Origin of the sequence: Flavobacterium sp. (assembly GCF_031363805.1) — a bacterium.
Lineage (GTDB): Bacteria > Bacteroidota > Bacteroidia > Flavobacteriales > Flavobacteriaceae > Flavobacterium.
Genome location: NZ_JANLVD010000013.1, coordinates 1 through 17990, shown reverse-complemented (window position 1 = coordinate 17990; position 17990 = coordinate 1). Strand labels below are relative to the sequence as shown.

Annotated in this window: 19 protein-coding genes and 1 pseudogene; 12 read left to right on the top strand and 8 right to left on the bottom strand. The window is 32.6% G+C overall.

The genetic code is table 11. From position 1 onward, the window contains the following. Positions 1-3 precede the first annotated feature (3 nt). The 11 genes from hemC to RMN92_RS00660 all read left to right on the top strand — a co-directional run bounded on the left by hemC (position 4) and on the right by RMN92_RS00660 (position 9958). A complete protein-coding gene (gene hemC / locus RMN92_RS00710) occupies positions 4-924 on the top strand; it encodes a hydroxymethylbilane synthase (RefSeq protein WP_309607541.1) in 921 nt (306 codons plus the stop codon). Next, positions 924-1595 (top strand): uroporphyrinogen-III synthase, encoded by a 672-nt coding sequence (locus RMN92_RS00705; protein WP_309607540.1) that lies wholly within the window; start codon positions 924-926, stop codon positions 1593-1595. The genes hemC and RMN92_RS00705 overlap by 1 nt, the downstream gene beginning before the upstream one ends. Positions 1596-1650: 55 nt before the next feature. Then, positions 1651-2673 carry a uroporphyrinogen decarboxylase gene (gene hemE, locus RMN92_RS00700; protein WP_309607539.1) on the top strand — a complete coding sequence of 341 codons (1023 nt, stop codon included), beginning with the start codon at positions 1651-1653 and terminating at the stop codon, positions 2671-2673. Positions 2674-2797: 124 nt separating this feature from the next. Continuing rightward, positions 2798-3349, top strand: coding sequence for a hypothetical protein (locus tag RMN92_RS00695; protein ID WP_309607538.1), 552 nt, complete (start codon positions 2798-2800; stop codon positions 3347-3349). A 123-nt stretch (positions 3350-3472) separates the two neighbouring features. After that, positions 3473-4009: a GNAT family N-acetyltransferase gene (locus RMN92_RS00690; RefSeq protein ID WP_309607537.1), complete on the top strand. Its 537-nt coding sequence runs from the start codon at positions 3473-3475 to the stop codon at positions 4007-4009. Beyond that, positions 3999-4928: an oxygen-dependent coproporphyrinogen oxidase gene (gene hemF / locus RMN92_RS00685; RefSeq protein WP_309607536.1), complete on the top strand. Its 930-nt coding sequence runs from the start codon at positions 3999-4001 to the stop codon at positions 4926-4928. The genes RMN92_RS00690 and hemF overlap by 11 nt, the downstream gene beginning before the upstream one ends. Positions 4929-4935: 7 nt before the next feature. Then, positions 4936-5970, top strand: coding sequence for a DUF4421 family protein (locus RMN92_RS00680; RefSeq protein ID WP_309607535.1), 1035 nt, complete (start codon positions 4936-4938; stop codon positions 5968-5970). Positions 5971-5977: 7 nt separating this feature from the next. Then, positions 5978-6967: a porphobilinogen synthase gene (hemB, locus tag RMN92_RS00675; protein WP_309607534.1), complete on the top strand. Its 990-nt coding sequence runs from the start codon at positions 5978-5980 to the stop codon at positions 6965-6967. Between the two features lie 118 nt (positions 6968-7085). Then, positions 7086-7556: a methylated-DNA--[protein]-cysteine S-methyltransferase gene (locus tag RMN92_RS00670; protein WP_309607533.1), complete on the top strand. Its 471-nt coding sequence runs from the start codon at positions 7086-7088 to the stop codon at positions 7554-7556. 104 nt (positions 7557-7660) lie between these two features. Continuing rightward, a complete protein-coding gene (locus tag RMN92_RS00665) occupies positions 7661-8374 on the top strand; it encodes a 3'-5' exonuclease (protein ID WP_309607532.1) in 714 nt (237 codons plus the stop codon). A gap of 126 nt (positions 8375-8500) precedes the next feature. Beyond that, the gene (locus RMN92_RS00660) at positions 8501-9958 is read left to right on the top strand and encodes a nucleoside recognition domain-containing protein (protein WP_309607531.1); all 1458 of its coding nucleotides are present in this window, start codon (positions 8501-8503) and stop codon (positions 9956-9958) included. A 203-nt stretch (positions 9959-10161) separates the two neighbouring features. Here RMN92_RS00660 and RMN92_RS00655 read toward each other — a convergent pair whose 3' ends face one another. The 4 genes from RMN92_RS00655 to RMN92_RS00640 all read right to left on the bottom strand — a co-directional run bounded on the left by RMN92_RS00655 (position 10162) and on the right by RMN92_RS00640 (position 13669). Next, positions 10162-11196, bottom strand: a complete 1035-nt coding sequence (locus RMN92_RS00655; RefSeq protein WP_309607530.1) for an NADP(H)-dependent aldo-keto reductase — start codon at positions 11194-11196, stop codon at positions 10162-10164. Positions 11197-11312: 116 nt separating this feature from the next. Further along, complete coding sequence (locus RMN92_RS00650; RefSeq protein WP_309607529.1) at positions 11313-12263, bottom strand: OmpA family protein; 951 nt, start codon at positions 12261-12263, stop codon at positions 11313-11315. A 35-nt stretch (positions 12264-12298) separates the two neighbouring features. After that, positions 12299-13063 (bottom strand): exodeoxyribonuclease III, encoded by a 765-nt coding sequence (locus RMN92_RS00645; protein WP_309607528.1) that lies wholly within the window; start codon positions 13061-13063, stop codon positions 12299-12301. A 6-nt stretch (positions 13064-13069) separates the two neighbouring features. Next, on the bottom strand, positions 13070-13669 hold the full coding sequence (locus tag RMN92_RS00640) for a hypothetical protein (RefSeq protein WP_309607527.1): 600 nt from the start codon (positions 13667-13669) through the stop codon (positions 13070-13072). Between the two features lie 196 nt (positions 13670-13865). Here RMN92_RS00640 and RMN92_RS00635 point away from each other — a divergent pair, with 196 nt between their 5' ends. Then, positions 13866-15683: a GNAT family N-acyltransferase gene (locus tag RMN92_RS00635; protein WP_309607526.1), complete on the top strand. Its 1818-nt coding sequence runs from the start codon at positions 13866-13868 to the stop codon at positions 15681-15683. 57 nt (positions 15684-15740) lie between these two features. Here the strand turns inward: RMN92_RS00635 and RMN92_RS00630 are convergent, their stop codons facing one another. The 4 genes and pseudogenes from RMN92_RS00630 to RMN92_RS00615 form a co-directional block, all read right to left on the bottom strand. Further along, on the bottom strand, positions 15741-16022 hold the full coding sequence (locus RMN92_RS00630; protein ID WP_309607525.1) for a TM2 domain-containing protein: 282 nt from the start codon (positions 16020-16022) through the stop codon (positions 15741-15743). Between the two features lie 33 nt (positions 16023-16055). After that, a complete protein-coding gene (locus RMN92_RS00625; RefSeq protein WP_309607524.1) occupies positions 16056-16472 on the bottom strand; it encodes a DUF805 domain-containing protein in 417 nt (138 codons plus the stop codon). Between the two features lie 66 nt (positions 16473-16538). Then, positions 16539-17492, bottom strand: a complete 954-nt coding sequence (locus RMN92_RS00620; RefSeq protein WP_309607523.1) for a 2-hydroxyacid dehydrogenase — start codon at positions 17490-17492, stop codon at positions 16539-16541. 171 nt (positions 17493-17663) lie between these two features. Continuing rightward, a pseudogene (locus tag RMN92_RS00615) lies at positions 17664-17990 on the bottom strand (3-hydroxyanthranilate 3,4-dioxygenase); the annotation flags it as partial.

The following is a 17990-nucleotide window of genomic DNA, read 5'->3' as shown; positions in this document are numbered from 1 at the left end:
ATTGTGGCAGAAAAAACAATAAAAATAGGAACTCGTGATAGTGAACTTGCACTTTGGCAAGCCAAAACAGTCGAGAAATTACTCAACGATTTAGGACACAAAACCGAAATTGTTGCGGTAAAAGCTCAAGGCGATTTATTGTTAGACAAACCGCTTTACGAACTCGGAATTACGGGAATTTTTACCAAAACGCTAGATATTGCTATGATAAATAGCCAGATTGATATTGCTGTCCATTCGATGAAAGATGTTCCAACTGCTTTGCCAATTGGAATAATGCAAGGTGCAGTTTTGAAACGTGCCAACGAAAAAGATATTTTAGTTTACAACGATAATCTTAATTTTCTAGATTCAGAAGCAACAATTGCCACTGGAAGTTTACGTCGTCAAGCCATGTGGCTCAACAAATATCCGAATCACAAAGTTGTCGATTTGCGCGGAAATGTAAATACCAGAATGCAGAAATTGAAAGACAACAATTGGAACGGAGCCATATTTGCCGCAGCTGGATTGGAAAGAATTAACATTAAACCAGAAAATTTTATCGATTTAAATTGGATGATTCCTGCACCAGCACAAGGCGCCATGGTCATTCATGCGATGCAAAATGACGAATTTTGTAAAGAAGCTGTTGCCGAATTAAACAATCTGGAAACCGATATTTGTACCTATATAGAACGTCAATTTCTTCGCACTTTAGAAGGTGGTTGCACAGCACCAATTGGCGCATTGGCTATCTTCAATGAAGATGAAATTTCGTTTAAAGGCATTTTATTATCCATCGATGGAAAACAAAAAATTGAGGTTGAAAAAATTGTCCCAATCGAAGAATGGAAAAAACTAGGCTATAATTTAGCCCAAGAAATTCTTACTAATGGCGGAACTGAATTGATGAAAAATATAAAGGATAATGTAAAAAAATAATGGAGAAGCAAAAAAGCATATTATCCACAAAAACATTATCATCAGAACAAAGGCAAGTATTTATTGATGCTGATATTGACATTCTGGAAGAAGATTTTATCCAAATAGAAAATAATAATTTCGAATTAAAAAACATTAACCAAAATCTAATTTTCAGTAGTCAAAATGCGGTTTTAAGTTTGACGGAACAACTCGATTGGGAAAAACTAAAAACAAAACCCGTTTTTTGTGTGGGTATAAAAACCAAAGAATTATTAGAACAAAATGGCTTTGTAGCAGATGTTTACATGGATTATGCCTCTGAACTGGCAGAAATTATAACATTAATCTACTCTAAAGAGTCATTTACTTTTTTTAGTGGAAATTTACGAAAAGAAACTTTGCCAAAAGCACTCAAAGATGCTAAAATAAAATTTAATGAAATAGAAGTCTATCAAACAAAATTGGCTCCTTTTAAAATCTCAAAAGAAGAAAAATTTGATGGTATATTGTTTTTTAGTCCTTCTGGCGTGGAAAGTTATTTAATAGACAATAAAATAAAAACGGAAACTTGTTTTTGCATTGGGGAAACTACTGCAACTGCATTACACAAAATCACAAAAAATATAATTATTGCCGAAAATCCAACTATTGAAGATGTGATTGAGAGTTGCATCGAAAAATATTTATAAATTTCCAGACACTTGACAGGTTTTAAAAACCTGTCAAGTCTAAACATAAACAAAAATGATTAAAAACGATTTATTCCTAAAAGCGCTAAAAGGCGAAACAGTTCAACGTCCACCAGTTTGGATGATGCGTCAAGCGGGAAGATATTTACCAGAATTCATTGCTTTGCGTGATAAATACGATTTTTTTACACGTTGTCAAACACCAGAATTGGCTTCGGAAATCACGGTGCAACCCATTCGTAGAATTGCGCCAGATGCTGCTATTTTATTTTCGGATATTCTCGTTGTGCCACAAGCCATGGGAATTGAAGTTTTGATGAAAGAAAATCTTGGGCCGTTTTTGCCTAATCCAATTCGAACCATTCAAGATGTGGAACGCGTTGTTGTTCCAAATGTTCACGAAACGTTAGGTTATGTTTTTGATGCCATTAAATTAACGAAAGAAATGTTGAATGAAGAAGTACCGTTAATTGGTTTTGCTGGTTCGCCGTGGACAATTATGTGTTATGCTGTAGAAGGAAAAGGCTCTAAAAGTTTTGACATGGCCAAAGGATTTTGTTTTTCGAATCCAGTTGCGGCACACGTTTTATTGCAAAAAATAACCGACACAACTATTGCTTATTTAATCGAAAAAGTAAAAGCAGGTTGCAACGCCATTCAAATTTTTGATTCTTGGGGCGGAATGCTATCGCCAGTTGATTATCAAGAATTTTCATGGAAATACATCAATCAAATCATCGAAGCCTTGGCGGATATTACACCAGTAATTGTCTTTGGAAAAGGTTGTTGGTTTGCTTTGGGTGAAATGGGAAAAAGTAAAGCATCCGCTCTTGGTGTAGATTGGACTTGCTCACCTAGAAATGCGCGTTATTTATCTGGTGGAAATATTACGTTACAGGGAAATTTTGACCCTTCGAGATTGTTATCGCCAATTCCAACCATCAAAAAAATGGTGCACGAAATGATTGACGAATTCGGAAAAGACAAATATATTGTGAATTTGGGTCACGGCATTTTACCTAATATTCCTGTGGATCACGCGAAAGCATTTGTGGATGCTGTGAAGGAATATAATTAGTGGTTTTGGGTTTTCCTGCAAGGTTTTTTAACCTTGTAGGTATAAATATTAAGAATTTGTTGAACAAGAAAACCTACAAGGTTAAAAAAACCTTGCAGGATTGCGAAACGAAAAAGATCATCAAATGAAATTAGAAGTTTTAGAAAAAGACAATTACTATCATATCTACAATAAAGGTATAAATGGAACAAATATTTTTGAAACCAATGAAAATAAAATTTTTTTCTTAAATCAATTCTCTAAATATTTAATTAATAAAATTTCAATCTTCGCTTATTGTTTAATGGACAATCATTTCCATTTCGTAATTCGATTAAACGATGAACCTGAAATTGTGACTCAAGGATTTTCAAATTTTTTTAATTCGTATGCCAAAGCATTTAATAAAGAAAACAATAGAACTGGTAGCCTTTTTGAAAAACATTTTAAAAGAAAAAGGTTAGATGATGAAAATTATTTAAAACATTTGATTACTTATATACATCTTAATCCAAAACATCATTTAAATTTAGATTTCACAAAATTCAAGTATTCGTCATATCAATCTTATTTATCAAGTAAAGAGACTAAATTAGAAAGAGAAGAGGTTTTAGAATTATTTGACGGATTAGAAAATTTTATTTTTTGTCACAATCAAAAAAATGATTTTTTGAATGAAAAATATACCTTTGAGTAATAAAGATTCTCCTGCAAGGTTTTTTTAGACCTTTTAGGTATTTTTATAAACTAAAAAGATTGACCTACAAGGTCAAAAAAGACCTTGCAGGATTAGAAAAAAAGAAGAATTAATTTTAAAACAATGATAAATTTAAATTCATTTCATATTGATTATTTAAAAACCGAAGATGCGAAAAGTTTATCTGAAATGATGGTATCAAATTCTGAAAGATTCAAACGATATTTTCCGGTAACTTTATCAAAAAATACAACTTTTGAATCTTCTCAGAGATATATTATTGATAAAAATAATGAATATGAATCGAAATCAGAATATACATTTGCAATAAAAGAATCAATCAGTAATTTAATTGCTGGAATTGTTATAATCAAAGAAATAAATTGGGAAATTAAACAAGGAGAATTTGCCTATTGTATCGATTTTAAATATGAAAATAAAGGATTTATGTCAAGGTCAATAAATGCAATTTCGGAATATGCATTTGAAATTATTGGTCTCGAAAAGCTTCAAATAATTGTTCATAAAGACAATATTGCAAGTGTCAAGGTTGCACAAAAGTGTCATTTTATTTGGCAAAAAACACTTTTAAACGAATATACACCGCCAAATGAATCGCCATTAAATATGGAATTATATGAATTGAAAAATGAAAAATAAATTCTACCAATACATACAAAACCTTCAAGACCAAATCGTTGCTGGATTAGAAGCTGTCGAAGGCAAAGCCAAATTCCGTGAAGATATTTGGGAACGACCCGAAGGCGGCGGCGGAAGAACGCGAGTTATAGAAAATGGCGATGTAATCGAAAAAGGCGGTGTAAATATTTCGGCAGTGCATGGAAAATTGCCCGAAGCCATGCAAAAAATGTTTAATGTTGGCGAAGCCGATTTTTTTGCGTGTGGATTATCCTTAGTCATTCATCCGAAAAATCCAATGGTACCAACAGTTCACGCCAACTGGCGATATTTTGAAATGTACGATACTTCGACTGCGCTCAGTACAGGCTCACAGAAAGTTATTAATTCATGGTTTGGTGGTGGACAAGATCTAACACCTTATTATTTATTTGATGAAGATGCAATTCATTTTCATCAAACTTGTAAAACAGCTTGCGACAAACACAATGTTGATTTTTATCCAAAATACAAAAAACAATGCGATGAGTATTTTTGGAATGCTCACAGGAATGAAGCAAGAGGAATTGGCGGATTATTTTTCGACTATTGCAAACCAACTGATATTATGTCAATGGAAGATTGGTTCAATTTTGTAACTGAAGTTGGCAATAGTTTCTTAGAAGCTTATGTTCCAATTGTCGAAAAAAGGAAAAATTTGCCTTACAATGAAGAAAATAGAACTTGGCAAGAAATTCGTCGTGGTCGTTATGTAGAGTTTAATTTGGTTCACGACAAAGGAACTCTTTTTGGTTTGAAAACCAATGGAAGAATAGAAAGTATTCTGATGAGCTTGCCACCGCATGTGCAATGGGTTTATGACCATCATCCAGAAAAAGGAAGTGAAGAGGAAAAATTAATAACATCGCTATCTAATCCTACAAATTGGATCGAACTCTAATTATTTAATGAAAATATTCAGTTTAATATTTATTCTTTCAACCTTACATCTTTGTGCACAAGATGAAGACGAAATTATACATGCAAAAACACAAGGCTATAATCCTGAATATCGATTAAACTATTTCAATAAAATGATTTTTCAAATAGATTTAAATTCAGATATTGACATTTACAACATTCCAAAATTAAACTATACAGATAATATTGAAAGTGCTTTTATACCAAACAACATTATCAAAACAAAATTTTCTTTCGATTATAAATTTTTAGGATTATTCATTTCTGTTTCACCAGATTTTCTATCAGGAAATAATGTAGATTCTCCGTACGGAAAAACCAAAATTTTAGATTTAAGTTTTAAATTTTTTTATACCGATAGATTACGTCAAGAAGTGGTTTTTAAATCAATCAAAGGATTTTATCTGGATGATCCTGAAAAAGAAGATCCTATTGAAGTTTTTAATGATATGGAAATCAATACCATTGGAGGAAAAACATTTTACATTATAAACAGGAATTTTTCATACAGGGCTTTTGAATCGCTTACGGAACGCCAAATAAAAAGCGATGGCAGTTTTATTCCTTCCATTGCTTACTATCAAAACAGATTAAACGTTAATAAAGTGAAAAATTCAGAAACCTATTTGTCTTCCATAAAATCGTTGGATGTGTTTGTACAACTAGGATATATGCATAATTTTGTAATATATAAAAAATGGTTTTCTACATTAGGAGCCCATCCTGGTGTTGGATTCAATAATTCGATTGATTTATTTGTAAATCCAGCAGATAATTCTAACATTCAAAATAAAACGGCCAATATAAATTTTGTTTTAGAATCAAATTTTGCCGTTGGCTACAACAATAAAAATTTCTTTACAGGAATAAGAACAAATTATAGAAATTTGGATTTTGATAGTAGAACAGAAATTGCCAGTACAAAATTAAGTTTTGGCGTTTTTGCAGGTTATAGGTTTGATGAAAATAAAACCGTTAAAAAAGGATTTGAATACATAGAAAAACATTTAGGAATTAAATAAAAAAAGTATGTTCCCATTAAGAAGAAACCGTAGATTACGCACAAATGAATCCATTAGAAGTCTAGTTCGTGAAACGATTTTGCATCCAAACGATTTTATCGTTCCGCTATTTGTAGTAGAAGGCAAAAATATCAAAGAAGAAATTCCGTCGATGCCCAATTATTTCCGAATGAGTTTGGACAATCTCGAAAGTGAAATTAAAGAATTGCAAAAATTGAATTTAAAATCGGTTTTGCTTTTTGTAAAAGTACCCGATAATCTCAAAGACAATGCTGGAAAAGAAGCTTTAAATCCAAATGGATTAATGCAACGCGCCATCAAAACTGTCAAAAATATTGCGCCCGAAATAATAGTGATGACCGATGTTGCACTCGATCCTTATTCCATGTACGGACATGACGGTATTATTGAAAACGGACAAATTGCAAACGATGCCACTTCAAATTTCCTAGCTCAAATGAGCGTTTCCCACGCCAAAGCTGGAGCAGATTTTGTGGCGCCAAGCGACATGATGGACGGTCGAATTCTCACTATTCGAGAAGCGTTGGAAGAAGAAGGGTTGAACAATACTGGAATTTTGGCTTATTCTGCCAAATATGCATCGGCACATTATGGTCCTTTTCGAGATGCATTGGATTCTGCTCCTGTCGATTTGCAAAACATTCCAAAAGATAAAAAAACCTATCAAATGGATTATCACAATCGCATTGAAGCCCTTCGCGAAACCCAAATGGATATTGAGGAAGGTGCCGATATTGTCATGGTAAAACCTGGGATTTCCTATTTGGATATTGTTCGCGAAATAAAAAATATGTCTCAAGTTCCTGTGGCGGTTTATCAAGTATCTGGCGAATATGCCATGATTAAAGCGGCTTCTCAAAGAGGTTGGCTTGACCACGATGCTATTATGATGGAACAAACCACAGCCATAAAACGTGCTGGTGCTGATATAATTGCGAGTTATTTTGCCAAAGATATTGTGAAATTGATTTCTTAAATTCATAACAATATTAACCTAACAGATTTTTTTTCAACCTGTTAGGTATTATTTTTAATAAATGGGTGAAGAATTGAAAGCATTAATGGCGTATATTTATTCAAATTAAAAGTTACAAATGGATACCTGTTTTATAAACTCACCGTTAGGAATTGCAAAAATTGAAGGAGATGAAAATGGAATAAGCATTATTTCGGTTTTATCCGAAGGTGTTGTTTCAAATAAAATTCCAGAGAACCTTAAAGAAGCGGTTTCTCAACTTCAAGAATATTTCGATGGAAAAAGAACTGATTTCAGTTTCAAAAGGAATCCAAAAGGAACCGAATTCCAACAAAAAGTTTGGCAAGAATTATGTAATATTCCATTTGGGAAAACCATAAATTATTTGGATTTGGCCAAGAAGTTGGGTGATCCAAAAGTTATTCGTGCCTCCGCCTCCGCAAACGGAAAAAATCCTTTGTGGATTGTTGTTCCTTGTCATCGTGTTATTGGCACCGATGGTTCTCTCACAGGTTATGCTGGTGGTTTGTGGCGAAAAAAATGGTTGTTAGAACATGAAAATCCTACAACACAACAAAGTTTATTTTAAAATTTTAGACACAAATTACACTAATTTGCACGAATTATTTTATATTCGTTAAATATAATTATGTTTTTACTTTTGTGTAAATTCGTGAAATTCGTGTCAAAATTATGATTGAGAAAATTCGGCTTGACAATATACTTTTCCTTGATATAGAAACTGTTCCTGAAGAAGAAAATTTCCATTCGCTTGACGACGAAATGAAACAACTTTGGGAACACAAAACCCAATACCAACGCAAAGACGATTTTACTGCCGAAGAATTTTATGACAGAGCAGGAATTTGGGCAGAATTTGGAAAAATAGTATGTATTTCAGTGGGTTATTTTATCATCAAGGAAGATATTCGCAATTTTAGAGTAACTTCGTTTTTTGGTGAAGAAAAAAAAATCTTAAATGATTTCATCAACCTACTCAACAATCATTTCAACCAACCTCAACATGTTTTGTGTGGTCATAATGCCAAAGAATTTGATATTCCGTTTATAGCTCGTAGAATGATTATAAATCAAATATCCATTCCAAACAAACTCAATTTATTTGGGAAAAAACCCTGGGAAATTCCACATCTTGATACTTTAGAATTATGGAAATTTGGCGATTATAAACACTTTACTTCGTTGAAACTAATGTGTAAAGTATTAGGAATTCCAACTTCCAAAGGAGATATTGATGGTTCGCAAGTAGGTCATGTTTTTTATGTAGAAAAAGACATTGACAGGATTGTTACCTATTGCGAAAAAGATACCATTGCAGTTGCTCAGATTTTTTTACGACTTCGAAAAGAAGATTTATTAATTGAGGAAGAAATTATTCATGTTTAATTTTTAGCCCAGATGGAAGGGAAAATCCTTTTTTTAAAATTGATTTTTCATCAATTTTAAAAAAAGATTGGAATGACAGCTGGAAACAGCTCCTAAAAAATATTATATTAGCAAAAAAAATAAATCATGGTACTTAGTAGATTTTGGCTCGTTATATTTATTTCATCGATTGTATTTGTGGTATTTAGCCTGTTTTCGGGCAATAGTTACACGATTGATTTTATATTAAATGGTAAAAAAGACGATCCCATTTTAATATCAGAAAAATATTTAAATCAATTGCCTGCTTTTATAAAAGATAGTATTGAAAAAGCACCAGAACAAACCATGGTGATCGATAAAATAAAAACGAATCCAAACAAGACTAAAAATCTAGACACTACCTATGTTTACAAAAATAAAACGGTAAAAATTTATAGTGGCGTACAAAAATCTGACGGTTTATTGCCAACCTGTAAAACTACAATACTTGATTTGATTATTCCATTAATGGCATATCTAGCATTCTTCTGCGGATTGATGGAACTCTTAATCATTTCGGGAGCCTCTGGAAAATTAGCCAAATTATTGAGTCCTGTTTTTGTAAAAGTATTTCCTAGTATTCCAGAAAATCATCCCTCAATATCTTACATGACATTGAATTTTGCAGCAAATTTTTTGGGATTAGATTCTGCAGCAACTCCATTTGGATTAAAAGCTATGGAAAGTTTACAAGAGCTTAATGCTGAGAAAGACAAAGCCAGTGATTCACAAATCATGTTTTTGTGTTTGCACGCTTCGGGTCTTACATTAATAGCTACTTCTATTATTGGGTATCGTGCTGCTGCCAATGCAAGCAATCCTGCCGATGTTATGTTGCCTTGCATTATCACTTCGTTTATAGGTACAATTGCTGCTTTTTTAATTGTAGGAATCAAGCAAAAAATAAATTTTAAAAGTGCTTCTCTTGTTGTTGGATTAGTCACTTTGATTGCTGCTATCGTTGGGTTGCTGTTTTATGTGAACCATTTAGATTTAATAGGGAAAAACTATTTCACCTCTAATCTTTCTGCATTGATATTAGTTGCAATTATTGCTTTTACTTTGATCTTTTCTTTTATAAATGAGAAAAAATTTAGTGAATTAAAAACAACAGTTTTTGATTCGTTTGTAGTAGGTGCAAACAACGGAGTTAAAACGGGAGTTACTATTTTCCCTTATGTTTTGGGTATGTTAGTTGCTATTTCGTTATTTAGAAATAGCGGTTTATTTGAAATTATTAGTAACTGGATTGCATTTGTATTTTCGAATATGGGAGTCAATAAAGGAATTACTGATGCCTTACCAGTGGCCATACTTCGTCCGTTTAGTTCAGCTGGATCGAGAGGCTTTTTAATAGATTCTATGAATACTTTTGGAGCTGATTCTATGACTGGAAGATTGAGTAGTATTTTTCAATGCAGTGCCGAGAGTACTTTTTATGTGATTGCAGTATATTTTGGTTCCGTAAAAATTAAAAATACGCGGTATACACTTAGTACAATGCTTCTAGTAGATTTAATTTGTGTAGTTACTGCAATATTGGTGGCGAGTTGGTTTTTTTAGGTTGAAAAATGATGTTGAAAAATCGACACGAATTTCACAAATTTTCACAAATTTTTTTCAAAATATGTGTATTGAAATGCAAGGAATTAATTTAAGTTTTGCAAATTCGCATAAATTATTGAAATAATAGACTAACAATAAATTTGTGAAAATTTGTGAAATTCGTGTCAGTTTTCTTAATTGGCTTAATAGTTACTAAAAGTTTATGGCGCGGGATTCGGAATTAATTCCTGGATTTTATTAATTTCAGAAATTATTTCATCCGATAAAACAACAGAATGTGCATTGATATTTTCTTCCAATTGAGATAATGTTGTTGCTCCAATAATTGTGGAAGTTACAAATTGTTGCTGGTTTACAAATGCAATTGCCATTTGCGTAAGCGTTAATCCATTTTGTTGCGCCAAATCGTAATACAATTTGGTCGCTTTCAAAGCATTTGGATTTGTATATCGTACAAACTGTGGAAACAAACCTATGCGAGAATTGGCATCTATTCCAGACAAATGTTTGCCAGATAAAATACCAAATCCCAACGGAGAATAAGCCAATAAACCTACGTTTTCGCGCATACTTATTTCTGAAAGACCTACTTCAAACAACCTGTTCAATAAAGAATATGGATTTTGAATGGTGGCTATTTTTGGTAAATTGTGTTTATCACTTTCTTGTAAATAACGCATTACCGCCCAAGGTGCTTCGTTTGAAACACCAATATTTTTAATTTTTCCAGCTTTGATTAATCCATCGAAAGTAGTAAGAATGTCATGAAAACTATCTTGCCAATTATTATCGATTTTAGAAATTCCACGTTCACCAAACATATTCATAATGCGTTCAGGCCAATGCATTTGGTATAAATCGATGTAATCTGTTTGCAAATTTTTTAAAGATTTTTCGACAGCTTCAATAATATTTTTTTTAGAGAAACTCAAATCTTCTCTTATATATTGCATGCCTCGATTGGGTCCAGCGATTTTTGTCGCTAAAACAATTTTGTCTCTGTTTCCAGTTTTTTTAATCCAGTTTCCGATAAAAATTTCTGTTTTTCCTAGTGTTTCTTTTCTGGCTGCTATTGGATACATTTCGGCGGTATCAATAAAATTTATTCCTTTATCAACTGCAAAATCTAGTTGAGAATGTGCTTCAGATTCAGAGTTTTGTTCACCAAAAGTCATCGTTCCTAGACATATTTTGCTGATTTGAATATTGATATTTGGCAATGTAGTATATTTCATTTTTTTTGAAGTACAAATTTAGAATCACAAAGATACAAAGGCTAACCTTCAAAAAAAAAGGTTCAAAGTATAAACTCTGAACCTTTGAAAATATAAATATTGTTTATTTCAAATTACTAGATTTCATTTAACATTTTAGAAATTTCGTCCAGTTTTGGCGTTAAAATAATTTCAATTCTACGGTTTTTAGATTTTCCTTCTGGAGTTTCGTTGCTCATTAATGGAGAATATTCACCACGTCCAGCGGCGGTTAGGTTTTCTTTTTTTACTTTGGCATTTTCGCCAATGATATTTACGATAGCTGTCGCACGTTTGGTAGATAAATCCCAATTATTTTCTATTTGACCCACAGCGCCTGTAAATTTATCATTGTCGGTGTGACCTTCAATCAAAACAGAAATATCAGGATTATCGCCCAGTACTTTTCCAACAGCAACAACTGCTTTTTTACCTTCGGCTCCAACAGCCCAACTGCCAGATTCAAAAAGCAATTTGTTTTCCATAGAAACATAGACTTTTCCATCTTTTTGTTGAATAGTCAATCCTTTGCCTTCAAATGCTTTTAAAGATTTTGATAAGGTTTCTTTCAATTTTTTCATAGAAGCTTCTTTAGAAGCAATTAAACCTTCCAACTCATTCACGCGGTCTGAGCGGTCTTTTAAATCGGCATTTAATTTATTCAAACGGTCTTTTTCTACTGCCAATGCTTTTTCCTTGGCTTCCAATTGTGCCAGCAATTCTCTGTTTTTACCTAGGTTTGATTGCAATGCTTCGCCACTATTTTTTTCTAAAGCATCATAAGCACTTTTCAAAGCTTTCAAGTTATTGCTTGAAGCCGCATAATCTGTAGTTAATTTATCTCTTTCCGCTTTTGTTTTTTCCAAATCAGTTTTAAGCAATTCTGCTTCTTTCTTGACGTTTTTTAGGGTTTCATTTTCATCGGCAAGTGCGTTGCGCTCTTTTTTTAATTCGGTATACTTATTTTCAAGATCTGAAAATATTTTTTTAGAAACACAGGAGGTGGTTAAAGCAATTGCTAGTAACACGAGTAGGCTTTTTTTTATCATTATTTCGGGTTTTTATTTGTAAACTATTATTAAAATTAATCTTCGATTTCTACCAAAATGGGGCAATGGTCAGAATGTTTGGCTTCGGGCAAAATTACGGCACGCACTAATTTATCTTTTAAATTTTCGCTAACCAAATTATAATCAATTCGCCAACCTTTATTATTGCCTCGAGCGCCGGCGCGATAACTCCACCAACTGTAGTTGTCTGGTTCTTTGTTAAAATGACGGAAACTATCTATAAATCCAGATTTCATAAAACCATCAATCCACACTCGTTCTTGAGGTAGAAATCCAGATACTTTTGCGTTCCGAATTGGATCGTGAATATCAATTGCTTCATGGCAAATGTTATAATCGCCACAAATAACAAGATTTGGAAAATCTTTTTTTAAGTCATTTATGTAATGTTGAAAATCGTCCATAAACATAAATTTATGGTCCAACCTATCAATATTTGTTCCCGATGGCAAATACAAACTCATGACAGAAACACCATCAAAATCGGCACGGACAACCCTGCCTTCAAAATCCATATGTTGGATTCCGGCGCCAAAAACTACATTATTGGGTTTGGTTTTAGATAAAATAGCCACGCCACTATATCCTTTTTTTTGAGCTGAAAAATAATACTGAAAAGGATATCCCGCTTTTATAATATCGTCAACTGGAATCTGGTCTTCGTTGGCTTTAATTTCTTGAAGACAAATAACGTCTGGATTGGCAACTTGCAACCAATTTAGAAAGCCTTTTGTTATAGCGGCTCGAATTCCGTTGACATTGTAGGATATGATTTTCATTAGTTATTATTCTATAATTGATTTATTATTTATATCTTTAATTAATCGTTTGTAACCTCCTCGAATTAAGTTGTAAACTGAATTTGATAAATTAACGTCACCATTGTTTTGTGGTAAGTTAACTGAACCAATTGCTTTTTGCGAATATACTATTTGCAAAAGATTGAGGTCATAAATTTCTATGGTAACTTCAGATTGCTTTTTACCTCCATGGTTTAATTTTTGAGGAGTAATGTCAATTTCTCCAAATTGATTTTTTTTAATTTCTGCTTTTACATTTATAAAATAATCAAAATCATTTGCACCAATTTTCAGATTTTTTAAAGTTTCCTTGTTTGGATAAAATCCCATTTTATATGGAACTATTACTCCTTTTGTATCACTTAATCTAACAAGACGACTGCCTAAGTTTTTTTCGAAATCTGTAAAAATTTGTTTATTCAATTCATAGCTTAAACTATATGGAACATCAATTTCGTTTAATAGCCATTTTCCTTTTGTAAAATCCAATCCAGTAGTTTGGGTTCTATTTTCTAAAACATAGCTCGAAGTAGCACACGACATCATTAAAAACAACAAAAACAAATAGTATATTTTTCTGTTCATTACTAAATAATTCTTTGTTTCAAAAGTATATAAAAAATAATCAAATTAAAACAGAAAACCAGTTTCCTTTTCCACAAAAACTATTTTTATTTGCAAAACAAAACTATCCAGATTTGAATTTATAAAACCAAAAACAATTGTTAAACTCTCGTCAATTTTTCTATATTTGTAAACATTACTTAAAGCTAAAAAATAAATGGGTTTAGTTACCGCCAAAGAAGTTTCAAAAGCTATAAATACCGATAAATATGGGGTTTTCGGTACCTTTTCAGGATGGTTGTTGATGAAAGTACTTCGAATTTCGATTTTGAATAAAATATATGATAGAAACAAGCATCTAGAAGACACTGTGTTTTTGAATGCTATATTGGATGAATTCAAAATTAAATTTGAAATTCCAGAAGAAGATTTCAAACGTTTGCCCAAAGATGGTGCCTATATTACAATCTCAAATCATCCGTTGGGCGGCATTGATGGCGTTTTGCTACTGAAATTGATGCTAGAAAGAGAACCGAATTTTAAAATCATTGCCAATTTTTTATTGCACAGAATTGAACCAATGAAAAAATATATTATGCCAGTAAATCCTTTTGAAAATCATAAGGATTCCAAATCTAGCGTAATAGGAATTAAAGAAACGTTGCGTCATTTGAGTGATGGTAAACCTTTGGGTATATTTCCCGCTGGTGAGGTTTCTACATATAAAGATGGTAAATTGATGGTGGACAAACCTTGGGAAGAAGGCGCTATAAAAGTAATTAGAAAAGCGCAGGTTCCAGTAGTTCCGATTTATTTTCATGCTAAAAATAGCCGTTTGTTTTATTTTCTTTCCAAAATAGATGATACACTTCGTACAGCAAAATTGCCGTCGGAACTATTAACACAGAAAAATCGGGTTATAAAAGTTCGAATAGGAAAACCAATTTCTGTGGCCGAACAAAACGAATACAAAACCATTGAAGATTATTCGGAATTTTTACGCAAAAAAACATACATGCTGGCAAATCCTTTCGAAAAAGAAAGCAAATTGTTGACTCCGCCAAGCTTAAACAGTTTGAAAATTCCTAGAAGTCCGAAACAAATTGTTACGGGTGCCAATGTTGAAAAAATGATGGTTGAAGTTGAGGCTTTAAGAAAAACAGATTATAGATTATTGCAAAGCAAAAATTACGAAGTTTTTTTGGCTCCAGCTGATGCTATTCCAAATATATTGCATGAAATTGGGCGTTTGCGCGAAATAACGTTCAGAGAAGTGGGCGAAGGAACCAATGAATCAACCGATATTGATAAGTTTGACAGGTATTATCATCATTTATTTTTATGGGATAATGAAGCCAATTGCATTGCAGGAGCTTACAGAATGGGACTTGGTTCAGAAATATTTCCAAAATATGGGATTCATGGTTATTATTTAAATGAATTGTTTCGATTTGAACCAGAATTGCATGACATGATGCACAAATCTATCGAAATGGGTCGCGCTTTTATCATTAAAGATTACCAACAAAAACCAATGCCTCTTTTCTTGCTTTGGCGCGGGATTATCCATACTACTTTGCGATATCCAGAACATAAATTTCTGTTGGGTGGCGTAAGTATAAGCAATCAATTTTCGGATTTTTCAAAATCTTTAATGATAGAATTTATGAAATCTCATTACTACGATCCATACATTGCACAGTACATTCATCCAAAAAAAGAATTTAAAGTAAAGCTCAAAGATGCTGATAAAGATTTTATTTTTGATGAAGCTGAAGCCGATTTAAACAAACTCGATAAAATTATTGATGAATTGGAACCAGGAAATTTGCGTTTGCCAGTTTTGATTAAAAAATACATTAAACAAAATGCCAGATTGGTAGCTTTTAATGTGGATCCACTTTTTAATAATGCAACGGATGGATTAATGTACATTCGAATTTCAGATATTCCAGAAAGTACCATGAAACCAGTAATGGAAGAGTTTACCGCAGAACTTGAACGTAAATTGGCTGAAAAAGGAGAGTCAATTTAAGTTATTTACATAAATAAAAAAAGCTACAATTTGACTTGTAGCTTTTTCGTTTTTTATTTAAAACCAACCTTTTTTTCCTACTTGATAAGTTTGGTAGAACTCTTCGTCAGATTTAGTTAGATAGATAATGCCTTCCACAAATGGAATAATACCACCTAAACCACAGGTTACTATACTTATTACCAATTGAATAATTCCTTCAGTTGTGTAACCCAAATAAAATTTGTGAATCCCTAAAGATCCAATTACTATACCTAAAATACCTGCAACAACTTTTTTATTCTCTTGAACAGGTTGAATTTGATTGTTAAAATCTTGTGTTGGTCTTGTTTCTTCCATTGTAATGATTATTTATAAATTTATAATTATTTGTTAATATCCAGTTTCTTCTCCAATTTCATCTATTTCATCGAAAATTTCTTTCGGATCTTCGCCATACATATTTCTTCCATTGTTGCCTTCTGTAAATAATAATATAAGAAGCCAAATTCCACCCACAAATGGAATAAATCTAACAAAGAAATAAACACCGCTTTTTCCAATATCGTGTAGTCTTCTCACAATAACAGCAAGACTAGGAACAATGATAGCCAGAACATATACCACCAATAATCCAATTAAAATGTAACCTAAACTTTCGGAAATTGAAAAAGAAATTGCACACACAATACCAAGAATGGAAATAATAAGAGCATGAGCAAGTACAAAATACCAATATTCGCTTCTTCTAGCTCTTCCCGAAAAATTTGCATAGTTTTCAAAAACCACGCTTTTGTAATATTCTACCATAAAAATAATTTTATTATTCTGCTAATATATAAATTTTACACAAATCGTTAAGAAAAATTTGTTTATTTAGCCAGAATATTTTTCTTTTATTTTATCAACTATGACTTGCGCCAATTTTTGATGGCTTTCAAATGTCCAGCCTGCTATATGAGGTGATAGTAGCACATTTTCTGAATGGATTAAATATTGAAAATCCTCTGGCATTTCCTGAGTTGATAATTTTTCGAATGATGATTTTTCATATTCTAAAACATCCAGTCCAGCACCCAATATTTTTCCTAATTTTAAAGCTTCTACCAGATCTGATGTCACCACATTTTTGCCGCGAGAAGTATTCATGAACCAAAACGATTTGGCAAACGAATTAATAAATTCTTGATTCACCATTTTATCTGTTGATGTGTTCCATGGAATGTGCAAACTCAATACATCTGCTTTTTGTTGCAATTCCTCAAAGGAAACTTGTTTGGCATTTTGGTCGCCCAAATTTTCAAGAATATCATAGTACAAAACGGTAACGTCAAATCCTTTCAGTTTTTTTGCAAAAGACTTTCCCATGTTTCCGTAGCCAATAATACCCACAGTTTTGCCATCGAGTTCATGACCGCGATTGGATTCTCTATTCCAGTTGCCTTGACAAATTTGATTGTGGGCTGTGTTGAGTTTGTTAAAAAGAGATAGTAACATGCCCAATGTATGTTCGCCCACTGCATTGCTGTTGCCTTCAGGTGCTGCAATAAGCTGAATATTTTTGGATATGGCATAATCGCAATCGATACTTTCTAAACCTGCGCCAACTCTGGCTATAAATTGCAAATTTGTGGCTTTATCCAAAAATGATTTGTCAATTTTGAATCGGCTGCGGATAACTATACCTTGATAATCATGAATTATTTCTTCGATTTCTAGTTTTGAGGAAGTGTAATCTTCGTGGTTTGTAAAACCCAATTCTTGCAATTGCTCCAATAAAATGGGATGATTGCTATCGATATGTAGAATTTTTATGGATTGGGGTTTCATAGTTTATTTAAAATTTTAAAATAGATTTGATGCTAATTATAATGTTGATTTAGCCCCGATAGCAGTGGAAATCCTGTCATTGCGAGGAACGAAGCAATCAAATCGTAAGATGGCGCCCGTTCCTCGCAATGACAGATTGTAACGAATAGCGGGAACAGCTCCAAAAAAAAATTAAATAAATCTAGAATCTGTTTCCATAATTGTTCCACATTTTTGGCAGGTTCTTAGTTTTTCGGATTTATAAAAATGTTGGAAATGTGGCAAGAAATCTTTTTCTATATCGTTCAGCTCGAAATACACTTCGTGAAGTTTGTGGTTGCAATTTTCGCAAAACCAAAGCAAACCGTCTGTGAAACCTTTTCCGGCACGCTTTCTTTCAACTACTAAACCAATAGAATTTTCAGATCTTACGGGTGAATGCGGTGTTTTGGCTGGATGCAAATACATATCGCCAGCATTCATTTCAAACTCTTTTCGTTCACCATTTTCTTGAATAAT

What these genes read in the sequence shown, in the direction of transcription:
- RMN92_RS00625 (WP_309607524.1), bottom strand. Translation starts at nt 16,472, where the DNA reads ATGGTAGAATATTACAAAAGCGTGGTTTTTGAAAACTATGCAAATTTT.
- RMN92_RS00705 (WP_309607540.1), top strand. Translation starts at nt 924, where the DNA reads ATGGAGAAGCAAAAAAGCATATTATCCACAAAAACATTATCATCAGAA.
- RMN92_RS00695 (WP_309607538.1), top strand. Translation starts at nt 2,798, where the DNA reads ATGAAATTAGAAGTTTTAGAAAAAGACAATTACTATCATATCTACAAT.
- RMN92_RS00670 (WP_309607533.1), top strand. Translation starts at nt 7,086, where the DNA reads ATGGATACCTGTTTTATAAACTCACCGTTAGGAATTGCAAAAATTGAA.
- RMN92_RS00635 (WP_309607526.1), top strand. Translation starts at nt 13,866, where the DNA reads ATGGGTTTAGTTACCGCCAAAGAAGTTTCAAAAGCTATAAATACCGAT.
- RMN92_RS00665 (WP_309607532.1), top strand. Translation starts at nt 7,661, where the DNA reads ATGATTGAGAAAATTCGGCTTGACAATATACTTTTCCTTGATATAGAA.
- RMN92_RS00680 (WP_309607535.1), top strand. Translation starts at nt 4,936, where the DNA reads ATGAAAATATTCAGTTTAATATTTATTCTTTCAACCTTACATCTTTGT.
- hemF (WP_309607536.1), top strand. Translation starts at nt 3,999, where the DNA reads ATGAAAAATAAATTCTACCAATACATACAAAACCTTCAAGACCAAATC.
- RMN92_RS00645 (WP_309607528.1), bottom strand. Translation starts at nt 13,063, where the DNA reads ATGAAAATCATATCCTACAATGTCAACGGAATTCGAGCCGCTATAACA.
- RMN92_RS00630 (WP_309607525.1), bottom strand. Translation starts at nt 16,022, where the DNA reads ATGGAAGAAACAAGACCAACACAAGATTTTAACAATCAAATTCAACCT.
- hemE (WP_309607539.1), top strand. Translation starts at nt 1,651, where the DNA reads ATGATTAAAAACGATTTATTCCTAAAAGCGCTAAAAGGCGAAACAGTT.
- hemB (WP_309607534.1), top strand. Translation starts at nt 5,978, where the DNA reads ATGTTCCCATTAAGAAGAAACCGTAGATTACGCACAAATGAATCCATT.
- RMN92_RS00690 (WP_309607537.1), top strand. Translation starts at nt 3,473, where the DNA reads ATGATAAATTTAAATTCATTTCATATTGATTATTTAAAAACCGAAGAT.
- RMN92_RS00620 (WP_309607523.1), bottom strand. Translation starts at nt 17,492, where the DNA reads ATGAAACCCCAATCCATAAAAATTCTACATATCGATAGCAATCATCCC.
- RMN92_RS00650 (WP_309607529.1), bottom strand. Translation starts at nt 12,263, where the DNA reads ATGATAAAAAAAAGCCTACTCGTGTTACTAGCAATTGCTTTAACCACC.
- RMN92_RS00660 (WP_309607531.1), top strand. Translation starts at nt 8,501, where the DNA reads ATGGTACTTAGTAGATTTTGGCTCGTTATATTTATTTCATCGATTGTA.
- RMN92_RS00640 (WP_309607527.1), bottom strand. Translation starts at nt 13,669, where the DNA reads ATGAACAGAAAAATATACTATTTGTTTTTGTTGTTTTTAATGATGTCG.
- RMN92_RS00655 (WP_309607530.1), bottom strand. Translation starts at nt 11,196, where the DNA reads ATGAAATATACTACATTGCCAAATATCAATATTCAAATCAGCAAAATA.